The organism is Bacillus sp. ISL-57 (assembly GCF_018613135.1).
In the GTDB taxonomy this organism is placed as follows: domain Bacteria; phylum Bacillota; class Bacilli; order Bacillales; family DSM-1321; genus Peribacillus; species Peribacillus frigoritolerans.
This window is the reverse complement of record NZ_JAGGQV010000002.1, coordinates 807,757-827,933: the sequence shown is the minus strand read 5'-3', so window position 1 is coordinate 827,933 and position 20,177 is coordinate 807,757. Positions and strand designations below refer to the sequence as shown.

The 20,177-nt window shown below is 37.2% G+C and carries 17 protein-coding genes; all 17 read left to right on the top strand.

Features of this window, described 5'->3' with window-relative positions:
* The first annotated feature begins 159 nt into the window (after nucleotides 1-159).
* Nucleotides 160-303, top strand: coding sequence for a hypothetical protein (locus J7I90_RS07280; RefSeq protein ID WP_214769859.1), 144 nt, complete (start codon nucleotides 160-162; stop codon nucleotides 301-303).
* 283 nt (nucleotides 304-586) lie between these two features.
* A complete protein-coding gene (locus J7I90_RS07275) occupies nucleotides 587-1,942 on the top strand; it encodes an APC family permease (RefSeq protein WP_214769855.1) in 1,356 nt (451 codons plus the stop codon).
* Nucleotides 1,943-1,969: 27 nt separating this feature from the next.
* On the top strand, nucleotides 1,970-3,595 hold the full coding sequence (locus J7I90_RS07270) for an amidohydrolase (protein ID WP_214769852.1): 1,626 nt from the start codon (nucleotides 1,970-1,972) through the stop codon (nucleotides 3,593-3,595).
* 34 nt (nucleotides 3,596-3,629) lie between these two features.
* Nucleotides 3,630-4,529: a carbon-nitrogen hydrolase gene (locus tag J7I90_RS07265; RefSeq protein WP_214769849.1), complete on the top strand. Its 900-nt coding sequence runs from the start codon at nucleotides 3,630-3,632 to the stop codon at nucleotides 4,527-4,529.
* Nucleotides 4,530-5,046: 517 nt separating this feature from the next.
* Nucleotides 5,047-5,187, top strand: coding sequence for a hypothetical protein (locus tag J7I90_RS07260; protein WP_153246179.1), 141 nt, complete (start codon nucleotides 5,047-5,049; stop codon nucleotides 5,185-5,187).
* Nucleotides 5,188-6,222: 1,035 nt separating this feature from the next.
* Nucleotides 6,223-7,527 carry an MFS transporter gene (locus J7I90_RS07255; RefSeq protein ID WP_214769846.1) on the top strand — a complete coding sequence of 435 codons (1,305 nt, stop codon included), beginning with the start codon at nucleotides 6,223-6,225 and terminating at the stop codon, nucleotides 7,525-7,527.
* A gap of 298 nt (nucleotides 7,528-7,825) precedes the next feature.
* Nucleotides 7,826-8,743: a class II fructose-bisphosphate aldolase gene (locus J7I90_RS07250; RefSeq protein ID WP_214769843.1), complete on the top strand. Its 918-nt coding sequence runs from the start codon at nucleotides 7,826-7,828 to the stop codon at nucleotides 8,741-8,743.
* Between the two features lie 147 nt (nucleotides 8,744-8,890).
* The gene (tpx, locus tag J7I90_RS07245) at nucleotides 8,891-9,421 is read left to right on the top strand and encodes a thiol peroxidase (protein ID WP_214769839.1); all 531 of its coding nucleotides are present in this window, start codon (nucleotides 8,891-8,893) and stop codon (nucleotides 9,419-9,421) included.
* A 554-nt stretch (nucleotides 9,422-9,975) separates the two neighbouring features.
* Nucleotides 9,976-10,413 (top strand): GntR family transcriptional regulator, encoded by a 438-nt coding sequence (locus J7I90_RS27270; protein ID WP_251025125.1) that lies wholly within the window; start codon nucleotides 9,976-9,978, stop codon nucleotides 10,411-10,413.
* Nucleotides 10,394-10,636, top strand: a complete 243-nt coding sequence (locus tag J7I90_RS27265) for a hypothetical protein (RefSeq protein WP_251025124.1) — start codon at nucleotides 10,394-10,396, stop codon at nucleotides 10,634-10,636. The genes J7I90_RS27270 and J7I90_RS27265 overlap by 20 nt, the downstream gene beginning before the upstream one ends.
* Nucleotides 10,637-10,982: 346 nt before the next feature.
* Entirely contained in the window at nucleotides 10,983-12,380 is a 1,398-nt protein-coding gene (locus J7I90_RS07235; RefSeq protein ID WP_214769836.1) for an NCS1 family transporter, read from the top strand.
* A gap of 134 nt (nucleotides 12,381-12,514) precedes the next feature.
* Complete coding sequence (gene allB, locus J7I90_RS07230) at nucleotides 12,515-13,897, top strand: allantoinase AllB (protein WP_214769833.1); 1,383 nt, start codon at nucleotides 12,515-12,517, stop codon at nucleotides 13,895-13,897.
* A gap of 167 nt (nucleotides 13,898-14,064) precedes the next feature.
* The gene (locus J7I90_RS07225; RefSeq protein WP_214769831.1) at nucleotides 14,065-14,820 is read left to right on the top strand and encodes an IclR family transcriptional regulator; all 756 of its coding nucleotides are present in this window, start codon (nucleotides 14,065-14,067) and stop codon (nucleotides 14,818-14,820) included.
* 272 nt (nucleotides 14,821-15,092) lie between these two features.
* Entirely contained in the window at nucleotides 15,093-15,917 is an 825-nt protein-coding gene (locus tag J7I90_RS07220) for a transketolase (protein WP_311315248.1), read from the top strand.
* Between the two features lies 1 nt (nucleotide 15,918).
* The gene (locus tag J7I90_RS07215; protein ID WP_214769829.1) at nucleotides 15,919-16,866 is read left to right on the top strand and encodes a transketolase family protein; all 948 of its coding nucleotides are present in this window, start codon (nucleotides 15,919-15,921) and stop codon (nucleotides 16,864-16,866) included.
* Between the two features lie 33 nt (nucleotides 16,867-16,899).
* On the top strand, nucleotides 16,900-18,354 hold the full coding sequence (locus J7I90_RS07210; protein WP_214769827.1) for a four-carbon acid sugar kinase family protein: 1,455 nt from the start codon (nucleotides 16,900-16,902) through the stop codon (nucleotides 18,352-18,354).
* On the top strand, nucleotides 18,355-20,112 hold the full coding sequence (locus J7I90_RS07205; protein ID WP_214769825.1) for a thiamine pyrophosphate-binding protein: 1,758 nt from the start codon (nucleotides 18,355-18,357) through the stop codon (nucleotides 20,110-20,112).
* Nucleotides 20,113-20,177 lie beyond the last annotated feature (65 nt).

The window sequence follows — 20,177 nt, the reverse complement described above, 5'->3', positions numbered from 1 at the left end:
TCAACAATTTCTCTGTCTTCAAGTATATATTCTTTTTCATGTATATTCACTAATTTGTGAATTTCAGGATAGTCTCGGGCTAAAACGTACCATACTTCCGCAATGATTATTCCTATTAAGGATTGAGGATATTACCCACTAAAATAGGGTGTAAAAAATATGAAAAGATTATGTTTCATTGTCTGCTTAGCTACTGCATCTATTGCAGGCATTATGGCATTTAAAGATATATTTGATTATTGGAGTTGTTTTAGCGATGGTAACTTTATTAGCGGCTGGGTTTTCGCCAGCCCTGCCAGCTAATTTTCCCTTAATATATGACTTAATGAATAGATATTTCTTACATATCCGAATAGTGAGGCCGAGGCCGGCTAGTTCAATTAGAAAAAGTCTTGAATAATGAGTTGCCATAACATGTCCCTGACGACTGATTATGCAATTTTAAATAATTGATGTAGAATTGCATAAACCCACTAATATATTGAATAATCTGTATATTGAAATTATTAGGAAAGTACCATCAATCCCCGCTTGGTATGGTATTTGCATATAAGTTAATTAATCACGAATAAGGGTGGAGTGATACATGGAGAATGCAAAATTAAAACGTTCGTTAACAGTATTTCCTTTAGTGCTATTTGGATTGGCTTATATGGCACCTACAACAGTTTTTTCTACTTATGGGGTTGTTGCGGAAATAACGAAAGGGATGGTGCCGGCTGCCTATATCATAGCTTTGGCTGGTATGCTGTTTACAGCCTATAGCTATGGTCAAATGGTCAAGGCCTACCCTGTTGCCGGCTCTGCTTATACATTTACTCAAAAGGCCCTTAATCCTCACCTTGGATTCTTAGTGGGATGGGTCATCCTATTGGACTATTTATTTTTGCCAATGATCAATGGATTATTGATCGCCATCTACTTAAACGCGTATTTTCCATCCGTTCCCTTTTCCGTTTGGTTAATTGCCTTCGTCATTTTAATCACCGCTGTAAATATAATTGGAGTGAAAATAGCAATAAAAATAAATCTTTTATTAGTTGCCTTTCAATTTCTAATAATCGTTATATTTACATTCCTTTCGATTAAAGGGCTACTGAACGGATTGGGTTCAGGAACATTACTCGTGAGTTCTCCATTCGTGAACGGAGACATACCACTATCTTTAGTATTGGCAGGATCCTCCATTTTATGTTTATCTTTTTTAGGATTTGACGCTGTTACCACATTTTCGGAGGAGACCATTAATCCGAAAAAAATGATACCAAAGGCCATTTTCCTCGTCGCATTAATAGGAGGAGGTCTGTTTGTCACCATCTCATACATCAGTCACCTTGTTTACCCGAATTTCCAAGCCTTTAAAGATCCAGATTCCGCTTCCTTGGAAATTGCCATGTACATCGGGGGGCATTTATTTCAATCTATTTTTCTAGCAGGATACATTACCGGGGGGCTGGCTTCCGGTTTATCAGCTCATGCAAGTGTTTCACGGATTTTGTATGCGATGGGAAGAGATGGAGTTCTTCCAAAGAAAATATTTGGTCATATTCATCCGAAATTTCAAACTCCAACATACAACATCATCTTAGTGGGTATTTTTGCTTTATCTGCTTTATTTGTTGATTTAGTGACAGCATCATCCTTTATTAACTTTGGGGCGCTTGTTGCATTTACTTTTGTCAATCTTTCGGTTATCTCCCATTATTTTATTAGAGAAAAACAGCGAAAAGGAATTAATGCACTGAAATACCTTATACTTCCAATGGTTGGAACGAGCTTCACAATTTGGTTATGGACCAGTCTTGATTCAAAGGCACTCTTACTCGGACTAGGATGGTTCGGAATTGGTGTCATCATGCTGTTTTCAAATACGAAAATGTTTAGTAAGCAGCCGCCAGAGCTTTCCATTGATAGTGCGATTGAAAAAGAAATTCAAGCATAAAAGCTTTATGCATCAAGGAGGATAATAATGGTAAATGCAGACATCATTCTTTCTGGTCAACATGTTTTTACTGGATTACAAGATGAGCCTATACAGGCAGCTATCGCTATTAAAGATAATAAAATGATTAAAATCGGTTCTAAAGAAGATATAATGTCATTCCTTGGAGATCAAACAAAGGTGTATGACTTCGAAGAGGGGCTGATCATTCCGGGATTTCATGATTTTCATATGCACATTATGATGGGAAGCATTTTACAGAAGGATAGTGCCAAATTATTTGATGCAGCTTCAGAAGAAGATGCAGCCAAAATAGTAGCCGAATTTGCAGAAACGAGACCAAATGATGAGTGGATTTTCGGTGTTGGATGGGACCATACCAATTGGAAGAATAAAGTGCTGCCACATAGAACAACACTGGATAAATATATTTGTGATCGTCCCGTTTTATTATTCAATGCAGAAGTGCATTACGCATGGATCAATAGTAAAGCGATGGAAATAATCCAATTAACGAAGGATACCCCAAATCCGGAATATGGGGAAATTGGAAAAGACGAAAATGGGGAACTGACAGGCCTTCTATTTGAACAGGCAATTGGGTATGCATCAGAACATGCATACAAATTACCGAAAGAAAAACGTATAAACCTATTCCAAGATTTTCTTAATGAAACAAAAAGGTTGGGAATCACATCCGTAAATGATTTATACGGAGCTAAAATTGCTCCGAATCCATTAGACGACCTTGAAATTTTCAAGGAATTTGAGAGAGAAGGGTTACTTACAACCAGAATTCACTTTTCGCCGGAGTTAAAAATGGATGTAGCTTCCGCCAAGGAATTACAAAAAAATTATCAGTCAGACAAGCTTACCTTTTCTGGATTAAAACAATTTATAGATGGTGTCGTGACTAGTCATACTGCTTTTTTATTGGATCATTACAAAGACCGTCCTGAAACAAAAGGCGGGACCACTTATCCAGCTGAAACAATTAAACAATTAGTAAAAAAGGCAGATAAGGAAAAATTTCAAATTCGTTTCCATGCTATTGGTAACGGTGCTGTCCGCTTAGCACTGGATGCATTTGAAGAAGCGAGAAACGTAAATGGGGAAAGAGATGCCAGACATGTCATTGAACATGTGGAGGTATTGCATCCAGACGATGTTCATCGCTTTAAGGAATTAAATGTAATCGCCTCATTTCAACCTAAACATATTGAATTAATGGAAAGTGAGGCATATACGGCCAGAATCAGTGAAAAACAACAACCACTCTATTATCCTATCAAAACACTCGTGGATACTGGTGCAAAAATTGCCTTTGGTACAGATTTTCCTGTAGTGCCCCTAAATCCCATGATGGGCATATATCAGGCAATCACCAGAAAAGATTTAACCGGGAAGGCGTGGCAAGAGTCGGAAGGAATAACATTAGCACAAGCCTTAAAATATTACACGGCTACACCGGCATTCGGGTCTTTCCGAGAAAAGGAATTAGGCACATTGGAAGCAGGGAAGATAGCGGATATCGCAGTATTAAATAAAAATTTATTTAGCATATCAACAGAGGAAATTCTTGAAACAGAAGTGAAGATGACGATTATGGATGGAAAGATTGTATATGAAAACCAGGTCGTCCAAAAGGTATAAGATAAAAAAACATTAAAAGGTAGGAAGTGAGAAAATGTCAAAAGTAAAAGTTGGTCTTATTCAAATTCATTGCGGAGAATTCATTGAGCAAAATATCCAAAAAACGATAGAGAAAATAAAAGAAACAGTAAAGAAAGGTGCACAAATCGTCTGCTTACAGGAATTATTTTCTTCACAATATTTTCCGCAAACGGTTAGTGTGAAAAATTATGATTTAGCTGAAAATGTAAATAGCGGTACATTGGCCGAAATGGGTGAATTAGCAAAGGAATTGGCCATTGTCTTGATTGTCCCTTTTTACGAAAGAGCAGGTGCTGGTATTTATTTTAATAGTGCAGTTGTATTTGATGCTGATGGGGAATGTTTAGGGATTACCAGAAAAAATCATATTCCGGATGGTCCCCAGTATCATGAAAAATATTATTTCGTTCCAGGCAATACTGGATATCCTGTCTATGAAACAGCTTATGGAAAAATAGGAGTTGGGATTTGCTGGGATGAGTGGTATCCAGAAGTTGCCCGAATTTTGAGCTTACAAGGTGCAGAAATATTATTCTATCCTTCCGCTATTGGTTCAGAGCCAGACCATCCCGAGATTTCGACAAGATCATCCTGGGAAAAGGCAATTTCCGCGCATGGCATTTCTAATGGTGTATTTGTTGCTGCGACAAATCGAGTGGGCCAGGAAAAGGACATGAATTTTTACGGAGGTTCATTCATTAGCGATACATTCGGGAATATTTTAGCTTCACTTGATGAGGAAGAAGGAATTATTGTCCAAGAAATTGATTTAAAAGAGATAGAAGAGACTAGAAAAATTCTGCAATTCTTTAGAGACCGTCGTGTCGATACATACGGGCCTATATTACAGAAAGAAATACTCCCGACCCCATCCCCTTCAAAAAAGGGAACAAACAAAGCTCTTTTTAGTTAATATGTAAGGAATAGCAGGCAGTACCTGCTCAGACTGTATACAAACCTGATAATGATCGAGTTTGCCTAAATCAATATTTTCCACTTCTAGGCACTCGCTTTCCGCGGCGGTCCAGGAGCCTTCTAGGCACGGTGCCTGTGGAGTCTCCCTTGGACAAGCTGAATTTTAGGCGGAGCTTATTAGTGGTAGAACTAAATACACTGGTGTGCTTGCAGCAGCTACAAATAATGACTGACTGCATTGCTTGGATAATCTATCGTTGAAATGATAAAAACCAATTTTCCTATATGGAGAGTTGGTTTTTTCCGTTATTCATTGGTCGTTAATGTAACAGGCATTCAGCTGTCGCTAAGGCGGCTTTTTCATTATAAGACGGTTAGCTAAGAACAATATGGGAAATACTAAGGGAATGAAATTTTTACCGAATTTTCAGAAAAATACATTGACGGGAAATTAAGGTTGTTATATATTATTAATAAGTTAAATTTATTGTTATATAACAGAAGGAGGAATCTAGATGATGAACATTTATGATAAAGCTTATGAAAGTTATTTAAAGATTTGTGAAAGGTATGAAATCGAGTCGATAAACATTGACCATTTCATCAAAAATTTAACTAAAGATCAGTTGGACGAATACAGCAAATTAGCCGTTTAAACGAAAGGACGTGTTTGCAAAGATGGACCTCCCGGTTGATGTAGATGTAGAAGCCAGTTAGAAACCCCACCAGTTGCTATGGAAACAGGTGGGGTTTTGTCATGTGTTTTAAGTGCTTATTTTTAATTAATAGGATATCTCGGCATGTTGCACAGATGTGTTTTGGCGATTTATACTCGCGATGGCCCTCTTTGTTGAGCACTTTATAAGCTCGCCAGAAGGCAAAGGTAACAATCAAATTTTTCTCGTATTCATGGTCATGTGTGCGAACGAACCCTTCTTTTGTTCGAGGACATGTATAAGGTAAAGCCATTATGGTTTCTTTGTTAAATGCAGCTTGTAATTGCTGGTGTTTTATAAACTGCATCTGCTCTTATAAAACCAAAACAATAAAATATCAATCACTATTACATTATTAGTAAAAGAGGGGGTGGAAAAAAATTCAGAATTTTCTTGAAATGGGTTCGTGCACATGTTAGAATTCATTTCAGGTAAGAATATTATAAATAAGATGATATTGCTTTAATGGTGAAACTATGTTTCTTAATAAGCAACAAAACCGATGGTGAAGGGACTAAAGAATCTATCCAGGAAATAAAGCCTTGACGACGCTTTCTTGCCTATTACCTTATAACCAAAATCAGCACAATGATTGTTCGACATAACTAATCATTCTTTTTATAAAAGATTTTTTGGTTATAGGAAGAAACAATGTTGCTTATTAAGAAACCGAGAGTGTCGATTAAACATCTTCAGTTTTAATATTCTTCAAATCTATTTATAAGGGGGGGAGAAAAATGATTTGAAAGCGCTTCTTTGAAATCAACCTATAGAAAGTTTGACGGGAAATAATATTAAAGAAAATTAGCTAATAACACCAAGGCGATGTAAATAGGCCAATGATTTATTTTTTGGTATGAAAGAAATGTAAGCGCTTGTATAAACGTTGTCAGTTGGTAATGTCCCGTGTTTTAGATCATAACATCGTAACTAGATTAGAAAAGGCACAACTTTACATGAGGAGGTTTTTGTTTAATGAACAAACAACTGCAGATGAAAAAGAAATCTAAATGGAAAGTTCGTTATACTGTCTTATTCGTATTATGGTTATGTTGGCTGTTTTCCTTCCTGGATCGAATGGTTATCACTATTGCATTGCCTTATATTGGTGAAGATCTTAATTTAACGGCAACAGCTCAAGGGTTACTGTTAAGTATTTTCTTTGCAGGGTATGCACTGTTCCAAATACCGGGCGGGATGTTATCAGATAAATTTGGCTTTCGTCGCGTGATGAGCATTGCGATTGTTTGGTGGTCAATTTTCACATCATTGACTGGTTTTATTTTTTCTTATCCACTTATGTTACTTATCCGATTCGTTTTCGGTCTAGGTGAGGCATGTTTACCAGGTGCTGCTTATAAAGGAATAGTTAATTATTTTCCTAGTAAGCAACGAGGAACAGCTACTGGAATTCAATCAACCGTTAATACGTTGGGACCGGCTATTGCTGCTATTGCTGCAGCAGCAATTATTGGGGCATTCGGATGGCGTACGGTTTTTATGGTAATGGGTATTCCGGGCATTATACTCGGTCTGTATATCTGGTTTAAATTCAAAGACAATCCGAAAGATCATCCTAAAATGACGAAGGAAGAGCTTGCAGAATTGGATGAAGACATTGATACTGAAAAATCGAATGAAGAAAAAAAATCAGGAGTTTCCTTTAAGGAACTATTTAAAAAACCGATTTTATGGCAGATGGCGTTCATTTGGTTCTTCTTTGATATTACTTTCTGGGGCTTCACTTCTTGGCTTCCATCTTATCTGATAAATGTTAGAGGGCTTTCTTTAATGGATACTGGCATTTTCAGTGCCTTACCGTATTTAGTAGGTACAGTTTCCATCGTTCTTGGTGGGTACTTGTCAGATAAAGTAAAAGGAAAGAGGAAATGGGTGTTCATCCCTAATGCTGTAATTAGCGGGTTGGCATTATTTTTAATGCTTCAAGCTTCTTCCACTGCAGTGGTCATTACGTATCAATGTGTTGCAGCCTTCTTCATGTTCCTAGCTCAAGGAGCATTCTGGGGTCTGGTTGTCGACACGCTTCCTGCAAAAATAATGGCTGCAGGTTCATCCACTGTTAACTGTTTCGGATCAATTGCAGGTTTTATCTCCCCGTTACTTATGGGTTATATGATTGAAAGCAGCGGTGGTTCTTACAATTCAACTTTCATATTAATGATTGTAGCCATAATTGTTGCAGCAATTATTGCCCTTACGATTGGCAATAATACCGAAAAAGAAAATTCAATAAATTCAGAAACAGTTGTGGAAGCCTGATCTGAATTGCCAATTTATCAGTAAGTAAATGGATTCTTTATCTTTGTTGAGAATGTTTTCTTACAGGGTAATAGCATTATATTTACAAAACCCTTGTTGATAAGCGGCTGTCAGTGGCGAATCCTCGTAAAAAAATTGCGGAGGCTCTTTTCATCTAGTGAGTAGGAAAGAGGGGAATATGTGTTGCAATTTTCAGAAAAGATTTTAAAATCAAAAGGGAACACAGTTGCTTATTAGGTAACAGAAAGGGCGTGAATGAACGAAATAAGTTAAATCATCTTAAAGGGAGTTTGAATGAATGAAAGTAAATTTAAAACCAAACAATGTTAGTTCATTAACAAAAGTACTTGCAGTAGCTACGCAAAATCAATTTGCTGTCGGTTCGTTTACACCTAGAGCTACAAAGATGGTGGCTCCTATACTTAGAGCGGCCCAAGAAAAGAAATCTGCGGTTATTGTTCAAACTTCTGAGAGGGAGCAGGAACGATATGGAATTAATTTAGCGGAATTTAGCCGAGAGTTTTATCGTGTGATCAAAGAGGAGAATATTACGATCCCTGCTGTGTTACATTTAGATCATACGAAGGATTTCAATGTAATTGCAGAAGCCATCGAAGTTGGTTTTACATCCGTTATGATTGATGCATCAGAGCAACCATTTAAGAAAAATATTGAGATAACAAAAAAGGTTGTTGAGTATGCGCATTCAAAAGGCGTAACTGTAGAAGCTGAATTAGGCAAGATAGGGACAACCGACTTTATTGAAACCGACGTTGATGAAGAGCTATTTACAGAGCCTGAAGAAGCAAAACAGTTTGTTGAAGAGACCTGTATTGATGCATTGGCGGTTTCTGTCGGAACTTCACATGGGGTTTATCTCGTTAAAGATCCAAAAATTGATATTGAACGTTTAATGGAAATTCGTGCATTAACATCTGTACCTTTAGTGTTACATGGTGGTTCAGGCACTCCTTCAGAGATGATAAAGAAGGCAATTCAAATTCCTAATGGTGGAATTAGTAAAGTGAATATTGCAACAGATTTAGAACATATGATGATAAAAACGCTTAATCGAGAAAATCATGTTACAGAAAAAGAGTGGTCGGAACTACCGACTGAAACATTGACTTTAGTCCAAAACGCAGTTCAGAACGTAGTAAAAGAAAAAATTGAAAACTTTTTAATAAGTAGTGATAGTGCTTCTTACTATGTTTAAGAAGTAATATGATACTACCTTTGAACAGTACCCCATATTTTAGACACAGGGATAAACCCTTTAACCACATAATTTATGGCTAGACTACTTATCGTTGAAGATAACCTTTTTTAGAAGAATTGCTAAGATAATAGGAGGAAAAATAATATGTCTATAGAAAGATCAAGTATAGTTACATTTGCTGGCAATCCAGTTACATTGATTGGGAGTGAAATTCGTGTTGGGGATAAAGCTCCAAATTTTGAAGTGTTAGCAAACGATCTCTCAAAAGTTACACTTGAAGATTCAAAAGGGAAAGTCCGCCTTATCTCATGTGTTCCCTCTCTTGATACAGGAGTATGTGACGCACAAACACGGCAATTTAACCAATTAGCTAGCAATCTAGGAAGTGAAGTAGAAGTGTTAACAATTAGTGTAGATCTTCCATTTGCACAAAAAAGATGGTGTGGAGCAGCAGGAATAGAACAAGTCCAAACCCTTTCAGATCATTTTAAGATGTCATTTGGGACAGCTTATGGCACATATATAAAGGAACATCGTTTGGAATGCCGTGCAGTATTCGTTGTAGATGAAAATGATGTCGTACGGTATGTTGAATACGTTCCGGAAATTACGGAACATCCGAACTATGAAGCAGCTATAAAAGCCATTAAGTCATATATAAAAGTTAAAAAGTGATATAAGTAAACAATATACTCATGATTTAGAGAACGCATATTGTTTTTCATTAATCCTAAGAAGTAGAATGATACTAGGCTGCCTTACAAAAGGTCAGCCTCTTCTCCTATATGGTTAGTAAAAATGGGGTGGTAAGGTGCAAAAGTTGTTATTACCTTAAAGGAATAGGCTTAAGTTGAAAAAGTGCATCCCGCTACAATAGTATTTACTTTATGTTAAATAAGGAAAAAATAATATTCTGAATTTTATATTTTTTTACTGAAAAACTAAATTAGCGGTGATAGTATAAAAATGTAAAATATAGAGTAAATTGTTATATTTCACTCTATGATTGAAACGATGTTGCTTATTGAGGTACAAAAAGGGTGGCTAGATCTTTTGAGATTTGGCAATGTTCTTTGAGAACAGACAGAACGAAGCATTTTAAACAACTTAATTTAAATGATCAGTCATATAAAATTTAGTCTAATCATCCAGTTCAAATTTTTTTACCCGGTATTGTATACAATACTGCATTCAATTTTGAATTCTTCATTGAGGGGAGGTATAAAGTGTTGAATAGTTTAGAAATAGATATCTATAAAAAAATCAAGCAAGCTATTATCCAGCAAAAGCTTCGGCCAAATATGCAACTCATAGAAAAGGATCTTGCTGAATCGTTTGGCGTAAGCCGTACCCCTGTTCGAAATGTTCTGCGCAGATTGGAATATGAAAAATTAGTGAAAATTAAAGAGCATAAAGGTACCTTTGTCTCCTGTTCAACAATTGAAGAAGCAAAAGAAGTATTTGAGATGAGGAGAATCTTAGAAGGGGAAGCAGTGCGAAGAGCATGCAGACTCTATAACAAGGAACAATTAAAAGAACTAGAGGCTCTGGTAGAAGAAGAACGACATATTCATGGTAGTCTGGATTTTCATGAATCTTTAAAAATATCAGGGGATTTTCATTTGAAAATAGCTGAAATCGCAGGGAATGCGTATTTTTATCAATGAAGACTTAATTTCCCTAACTTATGTGATTATAGCAATATATGGAAGAGGTAAAATGGAAACATGTGGTTCTCACGATCATTTGCAAATTTTAAATGCCATTAAGCAAAGGGATGGTAATCTTGCAGAACGCTTATCTCTCATTCATCTTAGTGAAATTGAGTCGAATCTTCATTTTAATGAGGAATTACAGATCTCTTCTTCCTTGTTAGATATATTTCTTTAATTGTAATTTGGTATACAGTCATTGAAAGCGCTCACCACTAGGGTTTTTAAGGAGGTGATACAGTCCTTTGAAGGCATTTTCAAATTTAAAGTGTTGTCATGTGTTTTTTTTGCAACTCCAATGAAACGACGTTGCTTAATGCGCGACAAGGTATCTGATGATCTATGGGAAATAGTACTTTTAACAAAACAAATTCGCATTTTAATTCCTGTGAATGATGAACGGAAAAGACCACTTAGAAGGAAGTGTATCATATCATATCATAGCCTTGGCAAACATCTAAGACCTGACTTGTTAACCAATGCATTAAAATGCGGCAAACAATAAAAAAGGGGTTGGATGTATCATGTCTACAAATTTAGAAAGTTACGTTTCACAAGAAACGCAGATCCAACATGATACGGGTGTGGATGAATCACTTAATCCGAAAACCGAGGAAGGTAGGACGGTAAGTCCGGTAGACTATATTTTCATGTGGGTGGGTGACGGTGTTAATTTAGGTAATATGACGCTTGGAGCCAGTATGATTGTAGCGGGAATCGCTACGTTAAATATCTTTCAGACATTTGCCGCAGCTATCATGGCAATTGGTATCATTTCAACTGTTTTTGCTTTAAATGATAGGCTCGGATACAGAACGGGAATCCCATATGTTGTACAGCTTAGAATGTCCTTTGGGCTGAAGGGTTCCGTTATATCATCACTGATGCGCGGTATTCCCGCCATTGTTTGGTACGGTTTTCAAAGTTGGATTGGCGGTACTGCCTTAAATGAAATTGCGAAGATTATGACGGGCGGCGCCTTTGATAATGTTGCCATTTGCTTTGTCGTGCTGCAGTTTGTGCAAATTGGGCTTTCACTGTATGGATTCCATGCCATTAAATGGGTGGAAACGCTAGCTTCTATTGTTATTGTACTTGCGCTTCTCTATGTATTTGGCGTTCTACTAACCTCCTATAGCGATGTTATTGCAGAGAAATGGGTTCATGCAGAAGGATCATGGGGCTTACCTTTCTTTGCATTGATCATGATGTTCATGGGGAATTATGCGGCTATCTTTTTAAGTGCAGCGGACTATTCAAGAGAGCTAAAATCCGGTATTAGCGACAAAAAACGCGGGTTTTTGTACTTTCTTCCTATTTTAATGGCATACGGCTTGACACTTACAATCGGTGGAATGCTTGCTTCCGCAACCGGCATCAACAATCCTGTGAAGGCGTTTGCGGTCGTGGTGGATAACTCTTATATTACCCTCTTTGTATCCGCATTTATTGTTTTGGGTGCGGTGGCAGTAAACATGGTTGCCAATATTATTCCGCCAACCTATGTTATTACATTGCTTACAAAAATGAAATATAAACCTGCAGTTACCATAACCGGACTGCTTGCATTTTGTTCATTCCCTTGGGTTCTTGTGCAGGATTCTTCGGCAAAGGGTCTTGGAATCTTCATTCTTATATATTCCGCATTTTTAGGACCGATTGTTTCTATATTATTAGTCGAATATTATATATTAAGAAAGCAAAAGGTGAATGTTGCAGATTTGTATAAGGAAGACGGTCCATTTGCCGGGTATAATCCAGCAGCGGTGCTTGCATTGCTAATCGGCGCCGGTGGAGCCTGTTTGAAAGTGGAGCTGGCATGGATTATCGGAGTTGTAGTGGGAGGTAGTGCATATTTGCTTTTGATGAAATTTGCATTTAAAGATTCAAAATTCAAAAAGGGTACTATTTTTGAAAAGTAGACCTGTATTTCTATGTTTCCGGGGGCTATTCTCTCTGTCCATTTATAATGGATGGATGCAATCTGAGGATGAAATAAACAAGGCAATTGTATAATAAAAATATACTGAAAATTGCAAAAAAAGGGGTTGGGAGAATGAAATTTGATTTAGTTATAAAGAACGGAAATGTAGTAATTGAAAATACAGTGGAACAACTAGATATCGGTATACTTAATGGCAAGATTGCAGAAATTTCAAAAGAAATTGCCGGAGAATCTGCTGAAATCATAGATGCTGCTCATCAATATGTCATGCCTGGGATGATAGATGCCCATGTCCATATTTGCGAGCCAGGCAGAACGGAGTGGGAAGGGTTTGTAACAGGAACTCAAGCACTGGCTGCAGGAGGGACAACATCATTTGTAGATATGCCATTAAACGCTTTGCCGGCAACGACTACAAAGAGTTCACTGCATTTAAAATTAAGATCTGCTGAAAATAAGGCGTATGTTGACTATGCTTTGTATGGTGGATTAGTTCCGGATAATCTCCAAGATTTAGAGGACCTTTCTAACGAAGGTGTTGTGGCCTTTAAATGTTTTATGGCAACATGTGGCAGTGAGGAAATTGGAGATTTTAAAAATGTTGATGATTTTACTCTATATCAAGGTATGAAAAAACTATCCGAATTGGGGCATATTCTATCTATACATGCTGAGAATGCAGAGCTTACTGATAAACTGGCAATTGAAAAGAAAAAACAAGGGAAGACAACAGCAAGAGATTATGTAGAGTCCCGCCCCATTTTTACTGAGGTTGATGCTGTAAAACGTGCTTTGTTATTGGGTAAAGAGACTGGATGCAAATTACATTTTGTTCATATTAGCAGTGAAGAGGCTGTTGAAGAAATCCTTAAAGCACGTAAACTAGGCCAAGAGGTTACGATAGAATCGTGTCCTCACTATTTCACGTTGGATATGGAAACCTTTGAAAGGATAGGACCTGTTGCGAAATGCGCCCCACCGCTTCGTACTAAAACAGAACAAGATAAATTATGGGAAGCTCTTAAGGAAGGGAAAATTGATATCCTGGCATCAGACCATTCCCCATGTCCTCCGGAAATGAAGCAGAGCAACACCAATAATATGTTTGATGTGTGGGGAGGGATTAGTGGCTGCCAAAATAATGTTGATTTAATGTTTGACGAGGCTGTTAAGAAACGTGGGGTTTCTGTAAGTGATTTTTCAAAGATGATTGCGACAAAACCTGCAGAAATATTTAACTTAAGAAATAAAGGAAGCATTAAAGTTTCCTATGACGCTGATATCATTCTTCTTGATCCAAATAAATCATACACCATTCAGCCAGAAGATTTGTATTACCGTCATCAACAAAGCCCTTATATTGGAAGAAGGATTAACTGTCGAGTGACGAAAACGTTTGTAAGAGGACAACTAGTATTTGATTTTGAGAAAGGGATTGTAAGTCATCCGATTGGGAAGTTCATTTCGGCAAAAAGTAGTCTCGTAAAAGCATAAAGTTATGTAAAGAAGGTTGACCCAAAAGGGCACTTAAGTTGCCCTTAATGGCGTCATACCTTCTTTTTTGGTTTATTTTTTGACTGGTATTATGTCTGTGGATTGCTCTTGTGGTAAGATAAAGAAACAGGATCAGTATTATAGGATTTAATCGGAGGTTAATATAAATGGTTAAGTCAGTAGATAGGGCGTTAACAATTATTTCATTAGTGAGCAAGCGTAAAGATGGGATTGGGGTTACTGAGCTGGCCTCCAACCTAGATTTAAATAAAAGCTCTATATTCAGATTATTAAGTACTCTTGTAGATCATGGATTCATCGAACAAAATCCTGAAACTAAAAAATATAGATTGGGCTATAAATATTTAGAATTAAGTTCGATGCTGCTTGAATCTATTGACTTGAGAACTCAAGCTAAACCATTTCTGGAAGAGTTAGAATCACATATTAATGAAGTGATCCACTTGACCGTATATGATCAAGGAGAGGTAATCTATATTGAAAAACTTGAGGGAAGTGAAACCCTTAGAACACATTCACAAGTAGGGAGACGGGCCCCAATGCATTGTACGGCAGTTGGGAAGGTAATCTTGGCCCATCTGCCATTAAATGAAATCGTAGATATAATTGACAAGCATGGTTTACCAAAACATACTGAACAAACGATTACCGATAAAGAACTCTTTTTTAAAGAATTGGGAAAAATAAGGAACGAAGGTATTGGCAGGGAAATTGAAGAAAATGAACAAGGAATCACCTGTATTGCAGCGCCAATTTTTGATAATCGTAAGAAAATTACAGCTGCTGTTAGTATATCAGGACCAAGCATCCGAATGACTGAAGAAAGATTAACTGAAATTAAACCAATTATAATGGATATTGGTAAAAAGATTTCCAAAAGGCTTGGTTACACGGATAATTAAATAATGTGAAAAAGAATTGGTATAATGCCAATTCTTTTTTTGTGGAAATTTATTGAATCAAGTTTATCTTCGAGTAGGGACTTTGGTGTTTTGTCCTCCGAAAATTTTTATAAAAAATTTAATGGTAAAATACTTGAAATATTCAAAAAACGGTGATAATATCAAAATAAGAAACAAGGTTAGTTAATAAGCAACAATTTACTTAATTTTATTTTTTTAACCATTTAGTGAAACGACGTTGCTTATTATGCGACTAAAAGGGGGAGTAAATAGTGGATTTTTCTAAAGAGAAAGGCGAATTTTATAATAATCTAACGAAAACGATTCGCCGGCACATAGTTAAAATGACGAACCATGCTGGAAGTGGTCATCCCGGTGGTTCTTTATCGGCAACTGAATTAATGTCCGTCCTATTTTTTGAACACATGAATGTTGATCCTGACAACCCAGATTGGCAAGACCGAGATTGTTTCTTCTTATCCAAGGGGCATTGTACACCTGTATTTTATTCAGTATTAGCTGAAAAAGGTTTCTTCCCGGTTGAAGAGTTAATGACATTCAGGGATGTTGACGGCAGGTTACATGGACATCCATGTGGAGAGCATATTCCAGGTGTAGACATATCTTCAGGATCACTTGGTCAAGGATTATCGGTAGCTAATGGTGTTGGATTAATTGCAAAGCTTGATGGCAGCAATAGAAGATCATATTGCATGATAGGTGATGGAGAATTACAAGAAGGCCAAGTTTGGGAAGCGGCAATGACAACTGCACATTACAATCTTGATAACGTTTGTGCGATTATCGACTGGAACAAAATTCAACTTGATGATTTTGTTGAAAATGTAAAAGGTTTAAAAAATCTTGGTGATAAATTTAGAGCTTTCGGTTGGCACGTTGTTGAAATTGATGGTCATGATATTCATGCAGTTAATGAAGCGTATAAAGAAGCTAAACGGACTAAAGGCAAACCTACTGCAATTCTTGCTCATACGGTTAAAGGCAAGGGAGTTTCATTTATGGAAGATACACATGATTGGCATGGAATGGCTCCGAATGATGAGCAATTAGAAATCGCTTTAAAGGAGTTGGCTTAAGATGGCAAATCAAGAAGCACCACGTAAAGGTTTTGCTGATGCACTAATTAGACTTGGAGAAAAACATGACAATTTAGTGGTACTTGACGCGGACTGCGCAAAATCGAATATGACAAATCTATATAAAAATAGATTTCCAGAACGTTTTTTCAATATCGGTATTTCCGAATGTGATTTAGTGGGTACCGCGGCCGGCATGGCAGTGGCGGGTAAAGTACCATTTGCCAATGCTTATGCAAACTTCCTTACTGGGCGCGCATTTGATCAAATGAGAATTTCAGTATGTTATTCAAATAACAATGTGAAGATTGTCGGTCATAACGCTGGTACATCAGCTGCTCAAGAGGGTGCAACACATTTACCGCTTGAAGATATTTCTTTAATGCGATCACTCCCACGTATGACTGTAATTGTTCCAGCTGATGCGGTTGAAATGGAAAAAGCAGTAGAAGCTGCTTATTACCATGAAGGACCAATTTACCTCCGTGTTGGCAAATTACCAGTACCGATCGTTACCAAAAAAGAAGAACCATTCAAAATAGGTAAAGCAATTAAATACCGTGAAGGATCTGATATTACAATCATCAGTACTGGGATAATGCTTGATGAATCACTAAAAGCAGCAGGTGAATTGGAAAAGCAAGGTGTAAGCGCCGAACTTTTACACATCCATACAATTAAACCTATTGATAAAGAAGCCATTATTGCATCGGCTGCGAAAACAAAACATGTCATCACAGTTGAAGAGCATTCAATTATAGGTGGATTAGGTAGTGCTGTTGCTGAAGTATTATCGGAAAGCCAACCAGCTATATTAAGAAGAATCGGTACAAATGACCGTTTTGGGGTTTCTGGAAAAATGGATGAATTACTTGATTTATTTGAATTAAGAGCACACCGTATTATTTCTACTGCAAATGAATTATTAGGGCATAGAGTAACTAGCTAATCACATTTTTAGATAATGAAAGGGGGAGGTTTTTTGTCAAACGCAACCCAATATCTAAGTTTAAAGGATACTTTAGACCTCTTCTCTAAATCGGATGACAGCCTTCGTGCTGAAATCAAAGCTCATTTAAACCAAACAAAACATAAATTTATCGTTTTAGATGATGATCCAACCGGTGTCCAGACGGTACATGATATTTTTGTCATCACAGACTGGGGAAAAGACTGGATTAAAAAAGGATTATCTGATGAGAGAAGTGTACTTTATATTTTAACAAACACAAGAAGTCATAATGCAGAAAAGACGGAAATCATCAATAGGGAGATTGTCCAAAACATTGTTGACGTTACTAAGGAAATGGGAATCAATTATTCAATTATCAGTAGAAGTGACTCAACATTAAGAGGGCATTATCCACTTGAAATTAATGTGCTCCAAGATGAATTATTAAAAACTGCTGATGTACAAATTTCAGGTCATTTAATCATTCCGGCTTTTTTTGAAGCACATCGTTACACCATAGACAATATTCATTATTTAGGTATGGAAGGCCAGCTTGTCCCAGTAAATGAAACAGAATTTGCGAATGATTCCGTTTTCGGTTTCAAAACCGCTAATTTGCCAAAATGGATTGAAGAAAAGACAAATGGAAACGTAGCTTCAGAGTCAGCATTGATCATTTCACTGGAAGATATTCATAATGGCGGCATTGATAGAGTTTATGAGATTTTACTATCTGCTAACAATAATACTCCTATTATAGTAAATGCTAAATCTTACTATGACTTGGACATCGTATCATTAGCTGTCCTTAAAGCAATTGATTCTGGCAAACAATTCTTGTTTAGAACTGCGGCATCTATTGTAAAATCGATTGCGGGCATTCAGGATCGTCCATATTTATCAGCTAATGAGATTGTTTCAAATGATGAAAGCCAAAACAATGGTGGCTTTATTATAGTAGGTTCTCACACGAATAAAACTACGGAACAAATTAAGGAACTAATGAATAAATACCCGATTGAACAAATCGAAATGAATGTTGTGAAAGTTCTGAATGAAGAAACGAGAATTGAAGAGCTAACCCGAGTATGTCAATTAGTAGATAAAAATATTTCTTCTAATCGCGATACGCTTGTATATACGAGTAGGGATTTAATTAGTGCGAAAGATAAGGAAGAAAACTTGAAGATTAGTCAAACTGTTTCAAGTTCTTTAGTTAAAGTTATTCGCTCACTGAAAGTAAAGCCGAAATTCATCATTGCAAAAGGTGGTATAACTTCGAGTGATGTGGCAACTGACGGCTTAGATATTAAATATGCAAAAATTTTAGGGCAAGCGATCGCCGGTGTTCCAGTATGGTTAACCGGAAGTGAAGCTAAGTTTAAAGATACACCTTATATCGTATTTCCAGGCAACGTTGGGGATAAAGATTCGATTGCTCAAATCTTTGAAAATATAAAAAAGGATCAAAAGGGAGAGATATAGATGGCTAAACAAAAAATGACAGCTGCTGAGTTAATTGCCTTGTATTTAGAAAAAAGAGGGGTGAAGCATGTTTATGGTGTACCGGGAGCTGCAATTTTACCATTCTATGATGCAATAAAAGAATTAACTAAAATCGAATCATATATTGTTCGTCACGAGCAAACGGGTGCTTTCATGGCTGATGGTTATTCAAGAGCAACTGGTGAAGTAGGTGTATGTGCTGCCACATCAGGTCCTGGTGGAACTAACTTCTTAACTGGCCTTTACGGTGCATGGATGGATTCCATTCCAATGATAGCCATTACCGGTCAACAAAAAAATAGTTTAATTGGAACCATGCAATTCCAAGAAGCGCCTATCGTTGAAATGGCAAAGCCTGTAACGAAAGCTGCATACCGTTTAACTGACGGTTCGAAAGCTGCTGAATTTATCCATGAAGCATGGGTAACAGCTACTACTGGCAGAAAAGGTCCAGTGCTTCTTGATTTACCGGTTGATCAACAAAAAGTTGAAATAGAAGTAGACTTGGATGTGCTTATCGGTTCTACTCCAGTCGATAACTTACCACAAGCTTCCGACGCTGATATAGAGAAAACATTAGAATTATTAAAAGATGCTAAAAGACCGGTCCTACTTTCTGGTGGAGGGGTCAACATTGCGAACGCTACCATTGAATTAAAAGCGTTAGCTGAAGAACTGCAAATCCCTGTAGTAACTTCTGGCATGGGGATGGATACATTCCCTAACGATCACCCTTTATTCGCTGGACGTATGGGAACGATGCTTGATACTCCATTCGGTAACAAAACAATTGTTGAAGCCGATTTAGTAATCAACCTTGCCGGACGTTTCGCTGATCGCTCAACTGGTAATGTTTCGGTATTCACACAAAACGGTAAGAAAATCATCCACGTAAATCTTGATAATAAGGAAATTGGTAAAGTTGTACCAACGGTTTTAGGTATCGTTTCTGATGTTAAAACATTCATGATTAAACTTGCAGAAGCCCATAAAGCACTTGGTGCTCATGTAGCTGCAACTGCCGAAGTAGGCACTAGAGTTAACTTAACTGAAGAGCGTAAGAAATGGGCACGTAAAACGGATTACACAACACTTCCAATCAGACAAGAGCGTGCATTGCGAGAACTTCGTGAATTCTTGGATCGCGATGCCTTCGTATCACATGACTGCGGTATCAGTCAAATCTGGTCTAGTCAATTATTTGAAACGTATGTACCAAGAACATACTTATTAACTGGCGGTGCGGGGACAATGGGTTGGGGCCTTGGTGCAGCAATGGCAGCGAAACTTGCATTTCCTGAAAGACAAAGTGTAAACATCCTTGGTGATGGAAGCTTAGGAATGTCATTGCAAGATATTGCTACAGCTGCAAAGCATGATATTCCGGTCATTATTTTCTGTATGAATAACTCATTAATGGGATTAATTCGCCAACAACAAAACTGGTTCTATAATGAACGCCAAATATCTACGGACTTAATTTACAAAAATGAATTATGTGATAATGAAGAGCGAGGAATCGACTTTGTTAAAACGGCTGAAGGCATGGGTGTTCGTGGTGAGCTAGTTACACATTATGATGACATCAAACCAGCTCTGCAACGTGCAGTTGACTCAGGTAAACCATATTTAATCGAAGTTATAGTTGATCCAGATCCTAAGAACGCATGCGAATTCTCTAACAACGGTGCACTTAACGGATTTAAATACTCAGAAAAGATTGATTATTCCAAATAGTCATCACTCTTGATGGAAGTGGTTTTTTTGAAGCAATGGGATATGACCTATTGCTTCAAAAAACA